General features: G+C 38.6%; 13 protein-coding genes. 9 read left to right on the forward strand and 4 right to left on the reverse strand.

Annotation, left to right across the window (positions count from 1 at the left end):
* Window positions 1–16 precede the first annotated feature (16 nt).
* From COP04_RS04320 to istB, 8 genes are all read left to right on the forward strand, one after another.
* Entirely contained in the window at window positions 17–1,459 is a 1,443-nt protein-coding gene (locus tag COP04_RS04320; RefSeq protein ID WP_100486858.1) for a flippase, read from the forward strand.
* Window positions 1,460–1,564: 105 nt separating this feature from the next.
* Window positions 1,565–2,995 carry an O-antigen ligase family protein gene (locus tag COP04_RS04325; RefSeq protein ID WP_100486859.1) on the forward strand — a complete coding sequence of 477 codons (1,431 nt, stop codon included), beginning with the start codon at window positions 1,565–1,567 and terminating at the stop codon, window positions 2,993–2,995.
* A gap of 167 nt (window positions 2,996–3,162) precedes the next feature.
* Window positions 3,163–4,188 carry an acyltransferase gene (locus COP04_RS04330; protein WP_100486860.1) on the forward strand — a complete coding sequence of 342 codons (1,026 nt, stop codon included), beginning with the start codon at window positions 3,163–3,165 and terminating at the stop codon, window positions 4,186–4,188.
* A gap of 86 nt (window positions 4,189–4,274) precedes the next feature.
* On the forward strand, window positions 4,275–5,453 hold the full coding sequence (locus tag COP04_RS04335; RefSeq protein WP_100486861.1) for a glycosyltransferase family 4 protein: 1,179 nt from the start codon (window positions 4,275–4,277) through the stop codon (window positions 5,451–5,453).
* Window positions 5,454–5,656: 203 nt separating this feature from the next.
* A complete protein-coding gene (locus COP04_RS04340; RefSeq protein WP_239984950.1) occupies window positions 5,657–7,945 on the forward strand; it encodes a YfhO family protein in 2,289 nt (762 codons plus the stop codon).
* A 382-nt stretch (window positions 7,946–8,327) separates the two neighbouring features.
* A complete protein-coding gene (locus COP04_RS04345) occupies window positions 8,328–10,931 on the forward strand; it encodes a GW domain-containing glycosaminoglycan-binding protein (protein ID WP_100486863.1) in 2,604 nt (867 codons plus the stop codon).
* A gap of 545 nt (window positions 10,932–11,476) precedes the next feature.
* Complete coding sequence (istA, locus tag COP04_RS04350; protein ID WP_100486864.1) at window positions 11,477–12,985, forward strand: IS21 family transposase; 1,509 nt, start codon at window positions 11,477–11,479, stop codon at window positions 12,983–12,985.
* Between the two features lie 4 nt (window positions 12,986–12,989).
* On the forward strand, window positions 12,990–13,745 hold the full coding sequence (istB, locus tag COP04_RS04355; protein WP_100486865.1) for an IS21-like element helper ATPase IstB: 756 nt from the start codon (window positions 12,990–12,992) through the stop codon (window positions 13,743–13,745).
* A 294-nt stretch (window positions 13,746–14,039) separates the two neighbouring features.
* Here the strand turns inward: istB and COP04_RS04360 are convergent, their stop codons facing one another.
* From COP04_RS04360 to COP04_RS04375, 4 genes are all read right to left on the reverse strand, one after another.
* Window positions 14,040–16,670 (reverse strand): YfhO family protein, encoded by a 2,631-nt coding sequence (locus tag COP04_RS04360; RefSeq protein ID WP_100486866.1) that lies wholly within the window; start codon window positions 16,668–16,670, stop codon window positions 14,040–14,042.
* Window positions 16,671–16,799: 129 nt separating this feature from the next.
* A complete protein-coding gene (locus COP04_RS04365) occupies window positions 16,800–18,548 on the reverse strand; it encodes a hypothetical protein (protein WP_100486867.1) in 1,749 nt (582 codons plus the stop codon).
* Window positions 18,549–18,614: 66 nt separating this feature from the next.
* Window positions 18,615–19,025 (reverse strand): GtrA family protein, encoded by a 411-nt coding sequence (locus COP04_RS04370; protein WP_100486868.1) that lies wholly within the window; start codon window positions 19,023–19,025, stop codon window positions 18,615–18,617.
* Window positions 19,009–19,977: a glycosyltransferase family 2 protein gene (locus COP04_RS04375; protein ID WP_100486869.1), complete on the reverse strand. Its 969-nt coding sequence runs from the start codon at window positions 19,975–19,977 to the stop codon at window positions 19,009–19,011. Before COP04_RS04375 ends, COP04_RS04370 begins: the two co-directional genes overlap by 17 nt.
* Window positions 19,978–20,291: 314 nt before the next feature.
* Between COP04_RS04375 and COP04_RS04380 the strand changes: the two genes are divergently transcribed.
* The gene (locus COP04_RS04380) at window positions 20,292–22,397 is read left to right on the forward strand and encodes an SH3 domain-containing protein (protein ID WP_100486870.1); all 2,106 of its coding nucleotides are present in this window, start codon (window positions 20,292–20,294) and stop codon (window positions 22,395–22,397) included.
* The last annotated feature ends 54 nt before the right edge of the window (window positions 22,398–22,451 follow it).

Consider the following 22,451-nt stretch of genomic DNA (forward strand, 5'->3'; position numbering starts at 1 on the left):
GGGATATGTGAAATAAATGAATATCGCAAAAAATTATATCTTTAATGTGATTTACCAAATTGTTACTCTATTTGTTGGTTTAGTTACGGTTCCCTACATATCCAGAGTACTTGGTAGTAGTGGCGTTGGAATTAATGCTTATACGAATTCCATTATTCAGTACTTTATTTTAGCTGGTACGATTGGCATCTCTCTTTATGGGAACCGTGCGATTGCTTATGTACGAGATGACAAACAAAAATTAAGCCGGGTATTTTGGGGCATATTTGTCCTGAAATTAATCACGACGTGTTTGGCTTATCTTATTTTTCTGCTGTTCCTAAGTATGACAAAGGAATACTCCAATATATTCTTGATTCAGTCCCTTTATATTATTGCGGCCACGTTTGATATTTCCTGGTTATACATGGGACTTGAAGACTTCAAGAAAACGGTAATCAGAAATTTATTTGTCCAGATTATTGGTTTGATTTGCATCTTTATTTTTGTGAAACATGCGAATGGTCTGTGGATATATGTGATGATCTCTGCCCTTTCACAACTATTTGGTCAGCTGACAATGTGGGCTTATTTGCCGAAGACGGTTCAGTTCATTAAGCTTAAATGGAACGATATTATGAAACATTTTATGCCTTCGCTGTCCTTATTCATCCCTCAAATTGCGATTCAGATTTACCTCGTCCTGAATAAGACCATGCTTGGTGTCCTGTCAAATAAAAATGAAGTCGGTTATTTTTATAATTCGGATAAAGTCGTAAGAATGATTCTTACTCTGGTGACTGCTATGGGTGTAGTTATGCTGCCCAGAGTGGCCCATACATTTGCAAAAGGCAACTTTAATCAGGTTAAAGAATATCTGTATCAATCGTTTGATTTTGCTTCCTATTTATCAGTTCCGATGATGTTTGGTATCGCGGGCATTGCAGGCACTATGACGCCATGGTTTTTTGGCCCCGGGTTTGCAAAAACTGGCGTATTGATTGTTGTAATCAGTCCGATCATTGTGTTGATTGCCTGGAGCAATGTACTGGGGCAACAGTACTTAATGCCTGTTGGAAAAGTCAGAGAGTATACGATTTCAGTTGGTGTTGGCGCGGTTGTTAATTTTATTTTGAACTTATGCCTGATTAAATTTTATCTATCCGTCGGAACGGCCATTGCAACGGTGTTTGCAGAGCTATCTGTTACACTGATTCAGATAATTTTTGTAGTCCGTGTGATCCAAATACGGAAATTATTTACGGCGATCTGGAAGTATTTGATTGCCGGATTTTTTATGTATGGACTGATTGAATACTTGGCACACATTCTTCCAGGAGGTCCTAAAACGACCTTTATTCAAATCCTGACCGGAATTGTGACTTATTTTTCGTTGCTTTTTCTGCTTAGATCAGAGATGAATCACAAGATTTTTGGTATGGGATTGCAAATAGTTAAAAAGGTGACTCAGTATAAGTAACCCAAAGCATCGCAGCTGTATAGTTCTGCCTTTCGCCTGTTATACTGGTATAGTATTATTCATAATATACGCTGAAAATAAACATCTCAGAGAGGGGCTAAAAAATTGTCTGTCTTTCTAATGCCCATAACATTGCTCATCAAACACTATCTGCCATTCAGCTACATGTATTTGGCTGAAGTCGATCTCTATTTATTCATGATATTAGTTGTTTTGTATTCAGTTTCCAGAAATGGGGCTTATTTTAAGAGCTTTTCTGGTATTAAAACAATAACCACTAACTATTTCAAAACTTTGTTTAGCAAAAAAGTTTTCATTTTTATTCTATGTGCCTTTTGCATACAAATCCTGTCCATCATCCTCAGCTATCTCAGAATTGGAAAAAGCATATATAACGTAAATCCGATCGTCGGTTTTGCAGCCGTCACTGCCCTCACTTGCGTTTTCTTTTTGCACTATATAGTGGTAGGTGTTTTGGTCAGCAATAAAGATGACATTCTACAGTTTATCAGGGGCACCTACTGGACGACTGTGTCTGTGCTGATCATCGTATATATTCAGCTTATGTTTTTAGTGGTCCCGCCACTATTAGGCCCTATCGTGCACTTTTTCGGCATATTCTTTGAGCAAAAAAACGGATATATGCTTCAATGGTACTGGAAGGGCAGCTATGTTCAGACTCTCGGCCGCATTAACGGGTTTTTCAGTGAACCGGCCAAACTGGCAGCATTTCTTTGCATTATTTGCCTTCCTTTCATTCTGGCGGCTATTAAGAACAAATATTCAATATTCAATCCAAAACTCAAGTATCAGCCGATAAAATATTACTCCCTGCTGTTGATCATACTGATTGCTTTACTCTATGCAAAAACAACAACTGGTATTTTTGCGATTGTTCTGGCAATTGGCGTTTTCTGGCTCACTCTTTCGCGGAAAAGAAAAATTTCTTTTGGCATTGCCATTATGATCGGTTTGATTGCCCTCGTCATTCTGTATTTTACGAACGGGACCATCCATCGACTTGCCAGTGAATATATTTTTGGCAAAGCCGGAGGCACGTCATCAGATAACAGGCTGGGTGGAACGATTGCTTTATTTGTAACTTTCCTTCATCATCCGATTCTTGGCGTCGGCCAGTCCTATACAGATTTTTTCCTGCTGAAAGGTACCCCGGCATGGACAACACATAATGCCGAATTTGCATCATTCGTAAAGGTCAGACATGCTTTTCCAATTTATAGTAACTTACTGGGCTGGCTTGTTCAATACGGTCTGATCATTTGTTCCTTCTTTGCCATCTATATCATCAGTATGAAACGATCAATGAGTAGGCTGGTGGATAGGCTCAAGGGTCACCCGGATCATATCCTTTATCAAACGATTAATGATGCGGCGTTCTACTTCCTTATTTTCTTTTTTGCGCTTTCAGCAGTTACATTCGGATGGAACGAATCTGCATTCTTTATCATGTTATTTTTCTTTGTTGTATTCAGGCAGTACTTGAAAAAAATAGCCATTGGAACGATTGCGCATTAAAGAGATTACAGAACAATATTAACTCAATACAAGTTTTACAATACTTGATTTATAATAGTGTAGGAAGTTTATTATTCGTTCTGAATGTTGAATAAAACAATGATCTTTGTTAGCATGGGTTTTTCTGTGCGTCCCTAATAACTTTGATCAAACTGGGAGATACAGATGTGGGCAAGAGAATTGTGTATATGGACTTGTTGACTTGTTTTTCTGCTTTATTTGTTGTTTTTCTGCACAGCACGTTAACTGTTTTTAATTTTAGAACTGACGCGAGCTGGTTTGAAAGTCTTTTTATTCAGTCCTTTTTTCACTGGCCTGTTCCTGTTTTCTTTATGCTGAGTGGAGCCAATTTGCTAGGTTATCGGCAAAGATATTCAACCCGTATTTTTTTTAATAAAAGGATTAAGCGAGTTGTTATCCCTTTTCTTATCTGGAGTTTGATATGGTTAATTTATGATTTTGGCAGAGGGATTATATCGAATTTGTCATTAAAACATGTTGTTAATTTATTCGTTTATAATGGCATACAGAATAATTTCTGGTTCTTTTACGCGATTATCTTTATCTATATATGCCTTCCCATTTTGTCTTTGCTTGCAAAAAAGGAAAATAAAAAAGTGGTTCTATTCTTTATTTTGTTGTGCCTGTTGCAGAACGGCGTGTTCCATTTCTTATTTGGCGTGTTTAGACATCCGGTATCGCCTTATTTTTCATTTCCTGTGGCAGGAACGTATCTGAGTTACGTATTAACTGGCTGGTATTTAGTTAACTTTCCTCTTAAAAAGATGCAGAGAATTTTAATTTACATTGCGGGAGCTGCGAGCGGTGGATTAATGTTTGCCGGTACTTATTATTTTAGTTTTGCAGACAGACGTTTAAATATATTGTTTATGGATTATAATTCTTTGTTTACCTTTTTCCTGTCAGTTTCTGTCTTTGTTCTATTTCAATCGATTAATTGGGATAAAATTTTTAGTGCCAGAATGGTGAGATTTATCACAATAATGTCTTCAACAAGTTTTGGCGTCTACATTATTCACAGGATGATCATTTCTGAGATGAATCATTATTTCAACCTTAATGCCACATCATTGTACTATATGACACTATTCCCAATTTTTATATATGCCTTAAGTGTCTTGGTTGTTTATCTTATGAAAAGAACACCGGTTATCAAACATATCATGCCATAATCTATATATCAAAATTGTGTGCAGAAAATAAAAAAAGTTTTCTTCTGCAGGCATTGACTCTTAACGACGAAGGAGTTCATTAACCGATGGAAAAACTTAAGGTTGGTTATATCTTTGACTCATATCCCTATCAACGCAATGTGATTGATAAAGTCGACGGGGTTGAATACGTCAAGGTTTTCAATGTTAACCAATATTTATCTTTATTATTTAAAGTTCTTAACAAGGTTAATTTAGTAAATGACCGTTATAAATATTATTATGGCTTTTCGTTTAACGATTATGGCTATAACAAAATTGATCTATTGCATACTTTTAACAGTGTTAGTTTTTCAAACAAGCCATGGCTGTCGACTTTTGAAACCTTTATACCCAGATATTCATCTATGCCGTATGAGCAGGACAATAAAGCTATAAAAGAATTGGAAACATTGGCAAAAGATTCATGCAAGAAAATAATTGCTATATCAGAATGCACAAAAAAAATTCAGCTCGAGTTATTAGATAGATTTCCGAAGTATAGAGATCGCATAAAAGACAAGATTTGTGTCATTCATCCCCCTCAAAAACTGTTTGTGAGAAATTTTGAAGAAAAGAATTTAAAGACGGAGGAACTATCATTCATCTTCGTTGGCCGTGAATTTTTCCGTAAAGGCGGAATGGAAATATTAACAGCCTTTACGAACTTAAAAGAACAATACCGTCTTAAAGTTAAGCTGACGATGATTAGTTCGTTCATCGGTCATGACTATGCAACAAAGGCAACAAAGGCAGATTTAAATAAGGCAAAAGAAATTATTAATAACAATCGAGACTGGATAACATACTATCCCAGCTTACCAAACGATCAGGTCATAGCATTAATGAAAAAACATCACGTTGGCCTTCTACCTACTTGGGCAGACACATATGGCTATTCTGTTCTGGAAATGCAAGCTTCGGGGTGCCCTGTAATAACAACTGATGTCAGAGCGCTGCCTGAGATAAATGACAATAACAAAGGATGGGTTATTAAAGTACCAAAGGATAAGCTTGGAGAAGCCTTTTATTCCACTCAAGAGGAGCGTAATCAATTGAGTGCGATTATTGAAAAGGGATTGGAAAGAAACATTCTGAATATCTGTCAGAATACGAATCAGTTAAAAATTAAATCCGAAGCTGCAATCAGAGGCATCAAAATGAATCACTCCCCGGAAAAATATGCACAACAATTAGGTGACATTTACCAGGAAAGTATTCTAAGAAAAACGCACTGCAGCGATTGAAGTCTCTTTAAAAAAAAACTGCCTTAGGGAACCTCTGGTCATTTATAATCTTTCTCACGATTTTTTCTATAAATCTGAGCACAGCAGCTAAGGTGATGAGGATTCTAAACAGAAGGAGAGAGTGTTCTGTACATGTCTTCTAGATTAAGGCGAGATGTGGTATTATGGCTTAAAAAGAGAAAGGCGAGTTTCTCGTGGTTTCCATGACGCATGTTCAGAAATATATAAGTGATCATAAATATCTTCAAGTATTTCTTCTCTGCCTGTTAACAGCCAGTCTAACAATACTTCCATTTATAATAAAAAATCATGGATTGTTTACAATCATTGACGATTTTAACTCTCAACAGATCCCTTTTAATATGCAAAGTAGCACCGCAATTAAACAGGGAAATATATTTTGGAATTGGAATACAGATCTGGGCAGCAATTTCATTGGCGCATACAGTTTTTATACATTGGGAAGCCCATTTTTCTGGATCAGTCTCATTTTTCCAGCCTCATTTTTCCCATATTTAATTGGCCCATTACTTATTCTTAAATACTGCACGGCTGGGATGACATCATTTGCTTATATTAAAAGATATGTAAAAAACAAGGAATATGCTGTTTTAGGTTCACTGCTTTATGCATTTTCAGGGTTTTCAACAGTAAATTTGATGTTTAATCATTTCCATGATGTTGTTGCACTTTTTCCATTGGTTATGGTAGGAATGGATAAGCTTGTTCTTGATAAAAAACCAGGCTTTTTTTTAATAGCGGTCGCAATCAATGTTTTATTAAATTATTTCTTTTTTATTGGAGAAATCATATTTTTGGTTCTGTATTTTATCTTCCGATTTCTTACGGAAGATTTTAAAAAATATATTCGGAGACTGTCTCAGGTGGCTTTTGAAGCGATTATCGGTGTTGGAATAGGCTGTATTTTATTCATTCCTTCCATTTTATTTACATTTCAAAATCCGCGTACGCATTCATTTTTATATGGTACAAGTTCAATCATCTATGATGGAAGTAGGTATTTGATGCTGCTGAAATCCATATTGATGCCTGCGGATATCATGAGTGATCAATCAGCAATCCTTCCAAATGACTGGACTTCTTCTTCAGCTTATTTGCCCTTAATTGGCATTTCTCTCATCGTTTCATTCTTGTTGGTCAGGAAAAACTGGATGGCAAAGATGATTAAAATTTCAATTGTTTTTGCGCTCCTTCCATTTTTGAATAGTTCCTTTTATGTTTTTAATGCATTTTACTATGCAAGATGGTTTTATATGCCTGTGCTGATCTGTGCTCTTGTATCTGCTGTTGTACTAGATCAGAGAGAAGCATTCAATATTAACAGGGGCCTATTAACAACTTTTGCAGCAACCATTATTTTTGTACTATATTTACTGTATTTTCCTTGGCATCCTCATGTTCTTGGTATCGTTTTCCATATGAAATTATTTATGACCTATGTAGCAATGGCCATTTTAGGACTGCTGATTACATTCTTTTTGCTAAACAAGATGAAAGGCCAGAAATTGACTGCTCTGATGATGATCTTTATTGTCATCTTTTCGTCATTGAATGGATTCATTAATATACAAAAAATGAAAGAAATAAGACCGAACCAGTCATCTGAACAAATATATAATGTCATCGTCAAGACAGGATTAAATATAAAACTGCCTGATGGCCCCTACCGCGCCAATTCAGCGCTCATTAATGACAATTTATCGATGATAGATAATTACCCTTCTGTATCCTCTTTCACTAGTACAGTAAATGGGTCGATATTTGATTTTTACCACTCAATTGGAGATGACCGTGCTATTGTTTCCAGCATTCCTTCACAGGATTATGGCTTAGTTCCCTTTTTGTCGGTAAAGTATTATCTTACAACGCACTTGAATAGCCATAGTCCTTTAATCGAAAAGTATAATAATGGAACTAATACTGTATACGCTTACCAATATAAAAACACTTTACCGATCGGGTTTACTTATAATTATTTTCTGACCAATCGGCAATTCATGAATATTCCTGTTACTGAAAGACATTTCGCTTTATTAAAAGCCATTGTTATACCGGATAATGATGTTAAGAAATTAAACAATAAGATAAAACAATTACCTGGCAAACAAATGCAACAAATGAATGCTAAGTACTTAAAAAGAGATTTGATCAATAGAAAAAGCGAATCTTCCTATTTCTTCCATAGGTATAACTCGGGATTTACCTCAAAATTAAGAGCTAATCATGAAAAAATGGCATTTTTTAGTGTCCCATATGATAAAGGATGGTCAGCGGCAGACAATAACAAAAAAGTTCCAATTATAGAAACAGATGGGTTTATGTCGATACCCGTATCAAAGGGTAATAATGTGATTAGGTTCAGTTATATGACCCCGGGACTGAAAAAGGGTGCATTAATATCCCTTATATCAATACTCATTTTAATTACTTATCTATCATTCTTAAAAGTGAGAGATAGAAGGAGATTTTAAGACAAAACTATAATTTGCTCCACGGTCCAGCTCATCCCTTTGCAATAAATGAAACGGAATCTTCAGAAATAACTGTTTTTCTATCTTTTCAGAGGAATTTTTGATAATCAGGCAATATTAAACATGTTGTTCTCCTCAAAATAAGTAGTACAATCAAACTATAATGATTATTGTTTTTCTGTCTATCTTTTACATAACATCTTTGAAGAAAGGAGGCTTTTTTAACTAGTAAACTTTGTACTCTCCGATCACACAAGATTTTTACTGGAAAATTTGGCTTTGTGACAACTAATTGGCTTATTGAGTGGTTGCTTCCCTGTGCTAGAGATATTTTGGGAAATAGAACAGTGGAGAAAAATAATAGCGAGTTAGGAAGTGTGAAATGTTTCTTCAAAAAAAAATTATAGCTAAAGTAGTCATTTCATTGATTGCTCTTTTTGTTGTGACCTCATATTCAGCTGTCCAATATACTCAGGCTGCAGATCCAGGAATAGTTGTGAATGATGTGGCCACAGTAAGCGCAAGAAGTAGCGATGGGGTATGGGGACAACCCTATCAGGGACCGAGCACACCATACGTTGCTCCAGCTTTGAAGTATAACGGCAAACAGGTACTGATTGTCAGAGAGGCACAAACGAATTACGGGGCGTATGAACAGTTCACGGTGAATGGCCAGATCGTTGGGTGGCTGGATAAGCGGGCTTTCAGTTCGATTAGCCCAACTTATAACAATGCAGTAAGCAAGGCCGGGGTGGTCAAGGCTGCCAGCACCGATAGTATATGGGTGAACCCGTATGCCGGTGGAGGCAACACCTATGTTGCTGCGGGAACCAAATACAATAATCAGCTGGTTCAGATTGTACGCGAAGCGAAAACGATAGATGGAACATATGAACAGTTCACGGTGAATGGCCATGTGGTTGGATGGCTGGACAAAAGGGCTTTCAGCGTCATTGGTCAGGTTAACTATAATAATGCAGTGAATAATATAGGCCAGATCAATGCAGCAAGTTATGATGGGATCTGGAGTGATCCTTATCTTGGCCCAGGGACGCCATTTGTAACTCAGGCTTCGAAGTACAACGGCAAGCAGGTGCAGATCGTTAGAGAAGCACAAACGAATTATGGGACGTATGAACAGTTCACGGTGAATGGCCACGTTGTAGGGTGGCTGGACAAAAGGGCATTCAGTACCATTGGCCAGGTTAACTATAATAATGCGGTGAATAATATAGGCCAGATCAGTGCAGCAAGTTATGATGGGATCTGGAGTGATCCTTATCTCGGTCCAGGGACGCCGTACGTGACCCAGGCTTCGAAGTACAATGGTAAGCAGGTGCAGATCGTTAGAGAGGCACAAACGAATTATGGGACGTATGAACAGTTCACGGTGAATGGTCAGGTCGTAGGTTGGTTGGATAAGAAAGCCTTTAGCTCCATTGGTCAGACTTATTATAATAATGCAGTAAATGAGGCTGGAGTGGTCAAGGCTGCGAGCTATGATAGTATATGGACAAATCCATATGCCGGTGGAGCCAACACTTATGTTGCTGCGGGAACTAAATACAACAATCAGCTGGTTCAAATCGTCCGGGAGGCGAAAACAACCTACGGTACTTACGAGCAGTTCACAACGAATGGTCAAGTCGTAGGTTGGCTGGATAAAAAAGCGTTTAGTACGATTGGCCAGGTTAATTATAATAATACAATGAATGCCGTAGGTCAGATCAATGCTGCAAGCTATGACGGGATCTGGAGCGTCCCCTATCTCGGCTCGGGTACGCCATATGTAGCTTCGGGTTCAAGCTATGATGGTCAGCAAGCGCAAATCGTCCGTGAATCTCAAACAAATTTTGGAACCTATTATCAATTTACGGTAAATGGCCGATTGATTGGCTGGTTGGACAAGAGGGCATTCAGCTCTGTGCAGAGTCTATCGGATTATACTGAAATTGATCTAAGAAAACCATCGGATATCACAGCTCAGGACATTGTGAATTTCTTTAATAAATATAATCCAAACAGCCCGCTCAAAACAGACGCCCAAAGCTTTATCAATGCTCAGAATACGTACGGCGTCAATGCACAATATCTTTTGGCACATGCCATTTTGGAAACCGGATGGGGTGAGCAATCGGATTTATATACTTATAAGCACAATCTCTACGGCTATGGTGCCTATGATGTTGCTCCATTTACATGTGGATACTATTTTCCAACAGATTCGGAGAGTATTAATTTTACAGCTTCACAGATTAGATACAATTATTTAAATGCTACGGGCATCTATTACGACAGTGCCTATGGCCCAACCTTGAAAGGAATGAATGTCAATTACGCGACCGATCCAAACTGGGCCGGCGGCATTGCAGCAATCATGCAGGAGATCAAGCCTTTAGATCCGGCATATTATGCGAATACGGCAGAGAAAGCATCATCTTCCCAAGATACGTCGACTTATCAAACAAATATTCCTGCCGGGCAGCCTGTCCCATCTGATGTGGTGATCAACTTCCCAACCGGCACGTTGGCAAATGTTGTAAACACATCATCCGTAAACATGCGGTCGTTACCCTATGTTACGACTAGCACTCTCTTAAGAAGCGTGGGTCAGAGTACCCCAGTGGCAGTACTAGGTTATAACACTGATGTACGCTATGATCCTAGTGGCTCTGATAATTACGTCTATCGATGGTATCGGGTAAGCATCGGTGGGCAAAATGGATGGATATACGGTGAGTATCTAAACATTGAGAACTTACTTCAAGTTGTAAATGTAACTAGCGGAGATTTGAATATACGTACAGATACTTCAACAAGTTCAGGCATTTTGTACAGTGTTGCAAATGGCACCTACTTGAGTCCGGTAATGAATAGTAGTGGACAGCTTGTAACAACTAGTGGATGGTACGAAGTCCATGTTCCTAACTCGCCTTCTGTAGAAGGCTGGGTATCCTCCTCTTTTGTATCTCAAATTAAGCAATAAATGTAGCACACAATATAAGTTCATCCCGAATGCTGAAATATAGCATTCGGGGTGGATTTTTTTGCTCTATTTTTATAGTGTGAGAGCCGGATCAGCCTCACTTTTTTTCTCCGGTAGAGATGATCATTTATTTCATAGCAGTCTGTCATTCTGCCGGAATTGAGTCTGACTAGGGCGAGACATGATCTGGGTCAGTTGAACGCTCCACCAGAACTATTGCCCAGCAGAATATCCTGTGTACCAAGGCCTAGAGTGTGCTTAATGCCTATTCTAAGAAGAGAGAAAGCTGCGGTATCATTACAAATATAATCACTAATGAATAATATAAGATCAAAACAATCATCTGACCCTATATTATAATCGTGAGGACAAGCTTACAATTAAATCTAAAACTACCCGATAAATGTTTTTGATAACTTGGAATTGAGCCATTTATAGGCAAAATGATCGCATAGAAATGAGCCACATGATTTCCAATTTTTAGCCCATCTTTCCTATGATAGAAAAGTAACCAGCAATTCTACATAAGGGAGAGGGAAAAAAGGATGATCGATATGGCTCTCTATGATCGTATCAAAATTATGAAGGAGGTTGAAGGCCTTTCTCAACGTGAGATTGCGAGAAATTTAGGGATTTCAAGAAATACGGTGAGTAAATATCTCAAACAGAAGGAGCCTCCGACCCTTGCGGTTCGGCAACGTTCGTACGGGAAGAAAGAATACTCAGAGGAAACTCAACGCATTCTGCCCGTCATCGATCAGTGGCTCCTTGAGGATCAAAAACACTGGGTCAAACAGAAACATACGGCGGCGAGAGTTTATCAACGATTGGTCGAAGAATACAACTTCAAAGGATCTGCCTCTAACATTCGTAAACTCGTTGCTCGGAGAAGGCAAAAACAGAAGGAGGTGTTCATCCCCCTTGAGTTTCAATTGGGCCTTCAATTCCAGTTCGACTGGGGTGAGGCGGATATCATCCTGAGCGGGCGGACGCAGAGAATCTTTTTGTTTTGTCTCCAGCTCTCATCTAGCCGTTTACGTTTTGTCCGAGCCTATGCCCATCAGAAACAGGAGGCTTTTTTGGATGGCTTTGTACACGCTTTTGAATTTCTGGGAGGTGTGCCGGTCGAAGGCCTCTTGGACAATTTGAAAACAGCCGTAGAGAAAATTCTGGAGGGCCGGCATCGCCTGGAACAGGAAGCGTTTATCGCGCTCCAGGCGCATTACGGATTCAAAGCCACATTCGCCAATCCCCGAAGGGGAAATGAAAAAGGCCGGATTGAAGGAACGGTCGGTTATGTCCGGCGTAACACACTCGTTCCTTTTCCAGACGTACAGTCCCTGGATGAGCTGAATGACTACCTTCTGGAGTGGTGCCAGAAAGAAGCGGAACACGTCCGTGTTCCGCATACCGATGAAACGGTGGCCCAGGTTTGGGCCAGGGAAAAGCTGACGCTCCATCCCCTACCGGAAACACCGTTTGAAGCCTGCCAACTGGTGTCCTGTCAGGTCAATCAGCTCTCCTTAATTCATGTGGAAACGAATCAGTATTCCGTTCCTTGCGTTTATGTGGGACAGGCCGTCTGGGTCAAGAAGTTCGTGGATCATCTGGTCATTGTGGCTCAGAATCAAGTGATCGCGGAGTATCCTCGTTCTTACGAACGAAATCAGCTGTTCACCCGTCTGGATCACTATCTGGAGGCGCTTCTGAAAAAACCGCGTGCCATCCGAGATGCGCTCCCCTTTCAGAGTCCGCAGATCCCTGAAGTTTTCCGGCAATTTCACCGCAAAATGCGTGAGGCTGAAGGCGCAGCTGGAGACCGCAAATTTATTCGACTTCTACTCCTTCACCGGGACTTGGGTATGGCCACATTGACCGAGGCACTGACCGAAGCGGAACGAAGGCAGAACTTCACGTACGAAGCGGTTTATGAAATCATTCAACAGGTGACCGGCAATGTGACTCGCCTGGCTGGCCAAACTTCGGAAGCCCTGCAGGGCTACAAGGTGAAAGTGACCGATATTAGTCAATACCGACAACTGGTAAGGGGGTGAACGAATGACCACGGAACTTTTATTAGATCATCTGACACGTCAGCTTAGAATGCCAACTCTGGCCAAACAGTACCGGTCTCTGGCACGAGAAGCGGAAGAACATAATCTGCGTTACGAGGACTACCTATTGGCCTTGCTTGAAGCTGAAGCTCAGAGCCGGGAAGAGAATCAGCGTCAGAGACGATTGAAACAGGCCCGCTTTCCCGTGCATAAAACGCTGGACACCTATGATTTCAGCCTGATGCCCAGTTTAAACCGAAATCATTTTCTTACTCTGGCGAAAGGTGAGTTCGTTCAAAAGAAAGAGAATGTGATCTTTCTCGGCAACAGCGGTACCGGAAAGACCCATCTGGCGATTGGCCTGGGTATTGAAATGATTCAAAACGGTTTTAAAACCAAATTTATCACGGCGTCTGAATTAGTCGAAGAGCTGCTTACAGCCTATGAGGAGCAGAAATTAAATGCGCTAGAGAAAAAATGGTTGAAGTTGGATGTGGTCATTGTAGATGAACTCGGCTATGTCCCCTTCTCCAAAACCGGGGCTGAGCTTCTGTTCCAATTCTTCTCAAGCCGATACGAGCGGGCCAGTCTGATTCTGACAACCAATCTGGAATTTAATGAATGGACGAGCTTGTTTGGCGATGAAAAGATGACTGCCGCACTCCTTGATCGGGTCACGCATCGCTGTCACATTCATCTGCTTAATGGGGAATCCTACCGATTCAGGCAGAGTATGAAACGGCAAGAAGACAAAGGGTAAGCCTGGAATTAGCGAAGGTTTAAGGGGGCAATGGCCCTCCCCGGGCCATTGCCCCCTTAAACCCATATTATCCCATTAATGGTATTTCAGTTTCATAAAGTGGCTCACTTTTAATGTGATCACTCTGGCTCAATATCATATTGACAAAAACAATAAAGCTATCGTGTCACATATAACCCCCATTAAGATAACTTGTCGATACCCATATTAAAGGGAATTATGTGATCAGGTTTTTAAATCATTAAAAATGAATAGAAAAAGGAAACTGAACAAGAATGCCGGTTATAATCTATCTTAAAGGTTCCCCCGGTGGCCTTTGAATTGGGTCATTACAAATCCGGCAATTAGAGCTAAGACAGCGATCAGCGATACGATGACGCCACAAAGTAAATAAATATTTGAGTAGTGCATGACAATTTTATTTACTCCATTGGTTAACGGGATAAGAATAAAGTTGCCTACAGCTTTGTTAATCTGGACAGGCCGATTATTGACAGTCGCATGCCAATTCTTGTCATAAGGTATGGAAAGGAATAAATATTGATTACGCGCGCTTGCCGTAATCTTTCCTTCAAGATAAGTACTGTTTATTTTTGATACAGTGAACTCATTTTCTTTAAGCTTGCCTATGATTGACTTGAAATCGGCCATATTTTGTTCATATAAACGAATATCCGGATTCGCAATGGATGCATTCGCCGGAATTTCTAAACGTAATTTGACCAACCCTTTGACCCCTTTCATGTCAAGAGGAATAATTCCATTATTTAGATAAGTCGGATATGAAGCAATAAATCTATTGCCTAAGAAAACCTGATAGCTGATGTTCTGTTGTATGCAATTTCTATAGTTGCTCAATTCGAAATACACGGGATTGCCGTTTTGCTGATGAAAAGTTAAAGTAAGATAACCATCTTTTAGATTATCAACTTTGCTTAATGTTCCCTTTATCAACCGCACATTGTGATATGTCTTAGCATACCTGATCGGATTGAACAGCTGTTTTCTGCTATTGCCAAGCAGCGTCCAGAATTCGTTCTGATAGTCGAAAGGATTGTCAGTGCTGTGCATTTTTGTAAAATCGCTGTTCGACAGCATTCCGGTACCCACGAAATATGGATTTCTGAAAATGTATTTTCCCGAATAGGAATAGGTTTTTTGATAATGATTGAGATTGCCTGTATTCAGCATGTCTGAATCAGAAATAACATATTTAACACCTAATAGTGTATCATCAGCGATCGTACTTCCCTGATTGTAATCAATCCAGCTCGGCCATACGGAATTGAAGGAAGTGAAGCCTAAATTTCCAAGAGCATTTCTTGTCTGAATGTTAAGACTCGAACTATAATGACTGATTCCATAATAATTGAATAAAAGCGAATCATCCAAAGCGGGCCCAAAGCGTTCATAATTTTTCTCAATGCGGAAAAAGCTTTGATCCTGATTCTGAATTCTACGGATGACCGGTTGGTTTTGATCAACGTAGTTTTTGAAACTTTGATAATCATCATGCTGTCCGTTCTCTGCAAAAGAAACTAACCCCGTTGTGATTAATTCGCCGCTAGCGATGAAAATCAGCAATGAGATGGTAAGTAGCCTGAATCGTACAGGATTTTTTGAAAGAAAGAGTAAAAATCCAGAATAGATGGCGATAACAAATAGGGACAGAATAATTTGTTTTAAACTCGTTCTGATATAACCGTAATGTAACGATAGTATCGTAAAAAACATGACCAAACTTATCCACGCAAATGCTTTAATGAAATCAGCTCTGTTCATATGGCTCAAATCCTGAACGGACTTCATTGCTAAAATAATCAATAGAAATGACATGATAAAGCTAAATCTCTGCGGAAAGCCTTGCGGTGTCCGAAACATTTGCCAAGCAATATTAAGAAGTTGAAACTGAAAGCAGGCGTATATAAAAAGCAGTAAAAAAAGCGAAATCAATTTCTCTTTGCGTGGAATTTTGTGGTTAATGAAGTACAAAACAACTAGCACTGTGATCAATAGGCCACAGTATATATTAGGTACGGCAAATTCAGTATTTTTAACCACTAATAAACTTCTGACAACGAGAAAGGGATTGATAAGCGAATGAAAAGAAAAGCTCTGATGTGTGCTGCTGCTTTTTGCAGCGGCAGTTGCAATAATGGTCGGCAGCAATAAAAACAAATTAACAAGAACCGAAAATACAGATAGTATGATATATTTTCTAAAAATAGAGGCAGACTCTCTAATATTTTTTAAATCGATATCATGTTTGAGCAGCCATATATAGATGAAATAGATGATTGAGAAAATGCACAGCATATAACCAATGTAGTAATTGAAAAGAATCGAAAGCGCCAAAGAAAAGAAGTAGGTTTTTCCCTTGTTTTCAGTGATCAATTTTTCGATACCCAAAGCGACAAATGGAAGTATGATAATATCCGTCAACCACATGACATTTGATAGATTGGTCAAATTATAGGACATGAGCGCGAAGGAACATGAAAAAATCAATATAAACGATAAGCGGACTTTGGTAAGTTTACTATGCGTGCAATAATAAAACATGGACAGCCCAGCAAGACCAACGATTAAATTGGAAATGATGTATAGAGCCGTGGGCAAACTGTCAGTTTTAAAAAACAGCAGAACAACAAAGAGCGGGTTTAAGTAATAGTAGGCAACTAATCCGCTCATGCTGCTCCCGACAGAGGCAGAAAATGAATAGACGAGATTATTAAAATGGCCGGATAAAATGCTGGTCCTAAGATAAGCCAGGAAACTGATGTATTGATATTTCAAATCCGCCTGTAAAAGTGAATACTTTCCAAACGGATAAATTTTTGTTGAGAAAAAAATGATATTTAATAAAAGGATTGGGAGGATGAAAGAAAGTACAGCAACCAAAAGCTTAGATCGATTTCGAATCATTTGCTTCACACCTGTTTCTATTAATAAATTGGTGAAACTCAATTCTCACGCAATAACAATATAATGGACTACCTGCAATAAATGCAGTCAAGCAGCATACTTATCCCGGGGATCAGTGTAGTGTTATATTTAAATTGTCTTACTTCTATGTGAACGCCAAGAAGAAATAAAAGGAATTCGCTTTGTAATGAAGATTAACATCAATACAATATAAGTTGTAACCGTAGTCCAAAGACTTAGTTTATCAATAATTGATGGCTCATATTTAACTGTAATTTTATTGTTTTCGCCTAAAGCGGAAGTCTTAATTGTTCCTCTGTGACTTACCTCGTATTTCAAAACTTGGTTATTAATTTTCAACTGATAATTTTTGTAGGCTAAAAAGGGTAGATCTATGGAATCTCCTTTTTTGACATGATTTATGGAATAAACAAGAGAATTATCATTTTGCCTTGGATTGATCGTAGAACTTTTCCCGTTAATAAATGTTCTATGTGTCATAATACTCCTATAAAGCTCTATAAATTCTATACTGTTTATTGGAAAATAGTCTTGATTTCCTGGAGTCCAATAGTAAAAAAATTGAAAATGATAGTTTTTCGAATCAATTTTATATGGATATATTGTATGATTCTGACTGGGTTTAAAATTTAATAAGCTTTGATTTTGTACACTTCTCTCAAAAGACTGAGCACTAGAGTAATAAAAGATAATCGGCAGAAAAATTGTTAAAAATATAATAAAGGCACTATTGATCTTTTTTTCTCTCGTTTTTTGGATCAGGGTAACACATATCTTTGAACAGTAAGCCGCTAAGAATAAATCAGTCAATGTGAGTAATCTCCACGGAAATTGAATGATGTTAATCGGCGTATTCTGAAATAATTTCCACGGAAAAAAGTTGCTGGACAAGATTAAAGTCAAGATACTCAAGAGATATATATTAATATATATTCTAGAAAAATTCTTAAAGAAAATCCATCCCAGCAATAGTGTTATACCCAAAAAGATGCCTAAATTAAATGGCCAAAAAGTATTAGAAAATGACAGATTAACAACATCGTTTAATCTAAGAGATTTGGTCAATAAGTCTCCGATATAGGGTTTGTTGGTACGTGTTCCTAAATATTGCTCTATAAAAGGTCCCCAGAAAATTGAGGTTGTCATTACAGTCAGAAATATTGATAAGATCAGCCATTTAAATCTCAATAGTTTACTATTTAGTTGTGTCCAACTTAAAGCTATAATAAATATTATAAAAACTACAACGATGATTGAACTTAACAAATGAGAATAGATAAGTCCAACCATCCCTACCGTCAAGTAATACCATTTTTTGTAGTCACCATATAAGGAGCAATAGATGCCTAAGAATACAACCGGCAAAAATGCAATCGCTATAGATTCACCTAGATCGAATCTCTTGAAAATATCCAGAGCTCTGTACATCGAAAGTGTGTAAACTAATGAGAAAATAACGCTTTGTAATCTGGAACGGCAAAATTTTTCCATGGAATAGTAGGAAATAATAAAAGTGAGCAAAGTCAGTATCCATAATCCTGTGTAGATGCTGTTGACAGGATTATGGACGATAAACCTTAGAATAGCAAAGGGATATATAGTCATCCATGGATAAAAGAAATTGACACCATCGCCAACTTGATTAAAAGTATAAATATTAACATTAGGAATATATGAACCGTGGAGAATGCTTTGGTAGATTTCTTCAATTCTGTTTAAATGAAAAGATAGATCATCTCCAGAAAATAGCATTCCCGTTTTATAAAATGGTCTTATGTATAAATAACTAACAAAGGCGTAAAAAAGACTTAAGATAATTTTGAATTGATACGGCTTTAATTTCTTCAGTGTTAGCATGCAAATACATCCCTCATTTTTATAACTGAAATTTTTTTATATTTTTATTCAGATACAAGCGAAAAATTAAATATTTCTTTTACTTGAAGTTTTTCTATTAAAAATAAACCATTTACTGAATGCGTAATTAATCACTACAACAAAGACATTAGCAATAATTTTTGCCAATGTCTCATTGGTTTTAAGAAAACCTACCATTAAGATCATCGAACCCAGGTCGATAAAATAAGAAAGCAGCCGGAACCAGAAGAAAGAGAATATTTCTTTAATCAGTGTTTTTGAGTTTTCCGTTTTACTTTTGAATACGTATATTTTATTTGTAATATAGGCAAATATTATAGATACAATCCATGCAATGGTGGTGGCTATTTTATAATCCATATGGAATTGAATAAGCACAAGGAAACACGCGATATTTATGATTGTCGTCAAAATACCCATGATTAAATAAAGAACGACTTCAGCGGATCGTTTCATGCAGATGTCCAATCTCCTTAACTTTTTCATCATTATACTCGTCTATAAAATACAGCGGTCTCCGCTTTGTTTCGTTAAAAATTCGTCCCAAGTATTCGCCAATAATGCCGATTGATAATAATTGAAGTCCTCCAAGAAAAAGAATGACAGTCATCAGCGAAGCATATCCGCTGACATCATTTCCAAATAATATCGTTCTGATAATAATAAATGTCATATAGATAAAAGCAAAAAAAGAAACGAAAGAACCAACAATTGAAGAAATTCGTAGTGGTGCAACTGTAAAGGAAGTGATTCCTTCAATTGCCAGATTTATTAGGCTTGCGTAATGCCACTTTGTCTTTCCGGCAGCACGCGGATCCCGGTCAAATAAAATTTCCTTTTTGTTAAAACCAATCCAACTGAACATGCCCTTAGTATAACGCTGTGATTCACGAAGTTGCCTGAGGGCATTCACAGCACGCCGATCAAGCAGGCGAAAATCGCCGGTATCTCTTTGAATTGGTATACGTGTCGTTTTTTGTAAGAGGCGATAAAATTCAGCTGATGTGAATTTTTTTAGCCAGGATTCACCCTTCCTGCTTTTTCTTTTCGCATAGACATCGTCGTAGCCCTGTTCCCAGTATTTTATCATTTCTGGAATTAGTTCGGGTGGATCTTGTAGATCTGCATCCATGAGAATGATTGCATCACCTCTCGCATAGTCCAGTCCGGCGATCATAGCAATTTCTTTCCCAAAGTTACGTGATAAGTTGACATAGGATACGCGGTGATCCAGCATGCGCATGGATTTGATTATAGAAAGTGTATTGTCTCTACTTCCATCATTCACAAATAACAATTCAAACTCGTAATTGGTCAGTGAATTAATGACATCTGCTGTGCGATGATAACACTGATCAAGGACCTCTTCTTCGTTATATGCAGGAATGAGTATTGACACAGTTTTCATGATAGCCTCCATCAAAATGAGTCGAGCTATTAATGATTATACACACTTTTGTTGATTAATGAAGTAATTTTTCGGCTTTATTGTATTGATGGCATGTCACGTGCAATCATTAAAGCATTAAAACTTCAATTATAACAATGACCTGTAACAAGCTTTTAACATATTTTTCCCTTTAAATAAAAGACTTTAATTACGATAATAATTAATGAATATAGCTTGGTGAGAGTTTACATAAAATCATTCGTCAGCTTTATTCAGAGAAAGGCGGAATCAGATGAATTAATAGAATAAAATGAAAGGAGGGAGGGTGAGCATTGACCAAATGCTTAAAAAGTGTGGCTGCAGTTTTACTGTTTTGTTCACTCTTTGCCGGGTCACTTACAGAACGGGGACAGATCATTCAGGCTGCAGCAGCGTACAGAGCTTATATCACTGCGAAGACTACAAGCGTATACATAGGCCCGGGGACTAGATATCGTTCGGCAGGCACGCTTCATGAGAATAATGGTATAACGGTTTTGGGGACAACGGGAGGCTGGACAAAGATTTCCTATAAAGGGAGCATACGTTATGTATGGGGGAAATATGTCAGGAAGGGCACTCCACCAAACCCGTTCAAATCATACAGCGCGTATGTGATACCGGTATCTCTGCAAATCCGAAATGCGGCAAGTACTCATTACAGGATGGTTCGCACGTCATATAGAGGTGCGAAAGTCACTGTTATCGGAAAAAGCGGCAATTATTCCAAAGTAGAATATGGTAGCCAGTCCGGTTATGTTCTGACAACGGACCTCAGCAACTTCAGCCCATTCAGTGCCTATGTTACAGCGTCATCATTGTGTCTGCGCGCGGGAGCAAGCACAAGAAATCGGATCATCAAGTATCTTCACGACAATGACCGGTTAACGGTATACGCCCAATATGGTAGCTGGTATTATATCAAATACGGAAATATAGTTGGTTATGCCTCTGAACAATACATAAAGAAGGGGACCCCGCCCAAACCGAAGTTTATAGCATACAGCGCCTACGTAACCACGTATACTTTGCCTGTCCGCAGTCAACCAAGTACGCATTACAAAACTGTTGCCATATTATCGATAACGAATAGGGTGACAGTAACCGGAATTACCGGCAGTTATTCCAAAGTTTCTTTCGGCAGCAAATCGGGTTACGTTGAGACAAAATATCTCAGCAGAAGCATGTTCCGCTCCTTTAACGTCTATGTAAACGTGTCAACATTGAACATGAACAAGGGTCCGGGCAATGATTATGGGCGGCCTGTAAGGTCACTCAATCGGAATAATGAGTTAACCGTGTATGGTCAGATCGGCAACTGGTACTATGTCAAATGCGGAAGCTCCTGGGGTTATGTTGCGGCACAGTCCACCAAAACAGGATATCCACCGAAAATCGTTTCGGCACCAAAACCTAAGCCGGTACCGAGCCCCAAACCGGTTCCAAAGCCGATACCACCAGTGCAGCCCAAGCCGGTGTCAACGTCGCAGTCACAGCCAGTAGTACCTGCTCCGTTTAAAACATATACAGCATACATTGGGTACGATTTTTTAAATGTTTACCAAAATCCAACGTCGAATTCTATTGTTGTCGCAACATTGCGTGAAAGAACACCTGTAACTGTAATTGGTAAAGATCAAAGTGGCAATTGGCTGAAAATCAACGATAATGGCACACAAGGATTTGTTAACAAAGCGAATTTGGATACAGATCTAAGTCACTTCGCTCCTCCGGCAGCTCTGAAATACGGTGTTGATATTTCGCACTATCAAGGCAACGTAGATTTTAATGCGCTCTATAATGCCGGGAACAGATTTGTTATCCTTAAAGCTTCAGAAGGTGCCCCTTCTGAAGGGTCTAACTCTTATTTTTATGACAGCAAATTTGCAACTTATGTTCAGCAGGTGAAGGAAGAAGCACCACGTCTTCAGCTGAACGCGTATCAGTTCTTTCGCGCTCGTAATACAAAGGATGCAGCTGCCGAAGCCGATTATTACATTTCAATACTGAAACAGGCAGGAATCAATAATTCTAATTCTATTGGATACACGTTCCTAGATGTTGAAGCAAAATCGGGTAGCACGACCCTTTTTAGTGGAATTAGTCCTAAGCAAATGTCTTTAAATATTAATGCTTTTATGGATGAAATGAAGTCGAAAGGATTCACGAAATTAGGGCTTTATTCAGGTAAGTCTTTCTATGAAACTAACATAGTTGGTTCTGGATCTCAACTTGAGAGCGGCTTACTGCTCTGGCTTGCTAGATATCGTGGCGAGGATACTAGTCAGGGTATTGGTTCGAATTATAATGTTGACCTTTGGCAATATACCAGCAATGGGTCTGTTAACGGAATCAACGGATCAGTGGACCTCGATGTCGATTATTCAAACAAATTTTAAAGTAATTTTCTCCTGTCCCGCTTTTCGGAACGGGATTTTTTTATGAAATGTTCA

This window comes from Sporolactobacillus pectinivorans (assembly GCF_002802965.1).
GTDB classification, from domain to species: domain Bacteria; phylum Bacillota; class Bacilli; order Bacillales; family Sporolactobacillaceae; genus Sporolactobacillus; species Sporolactobacillus pectinivorans.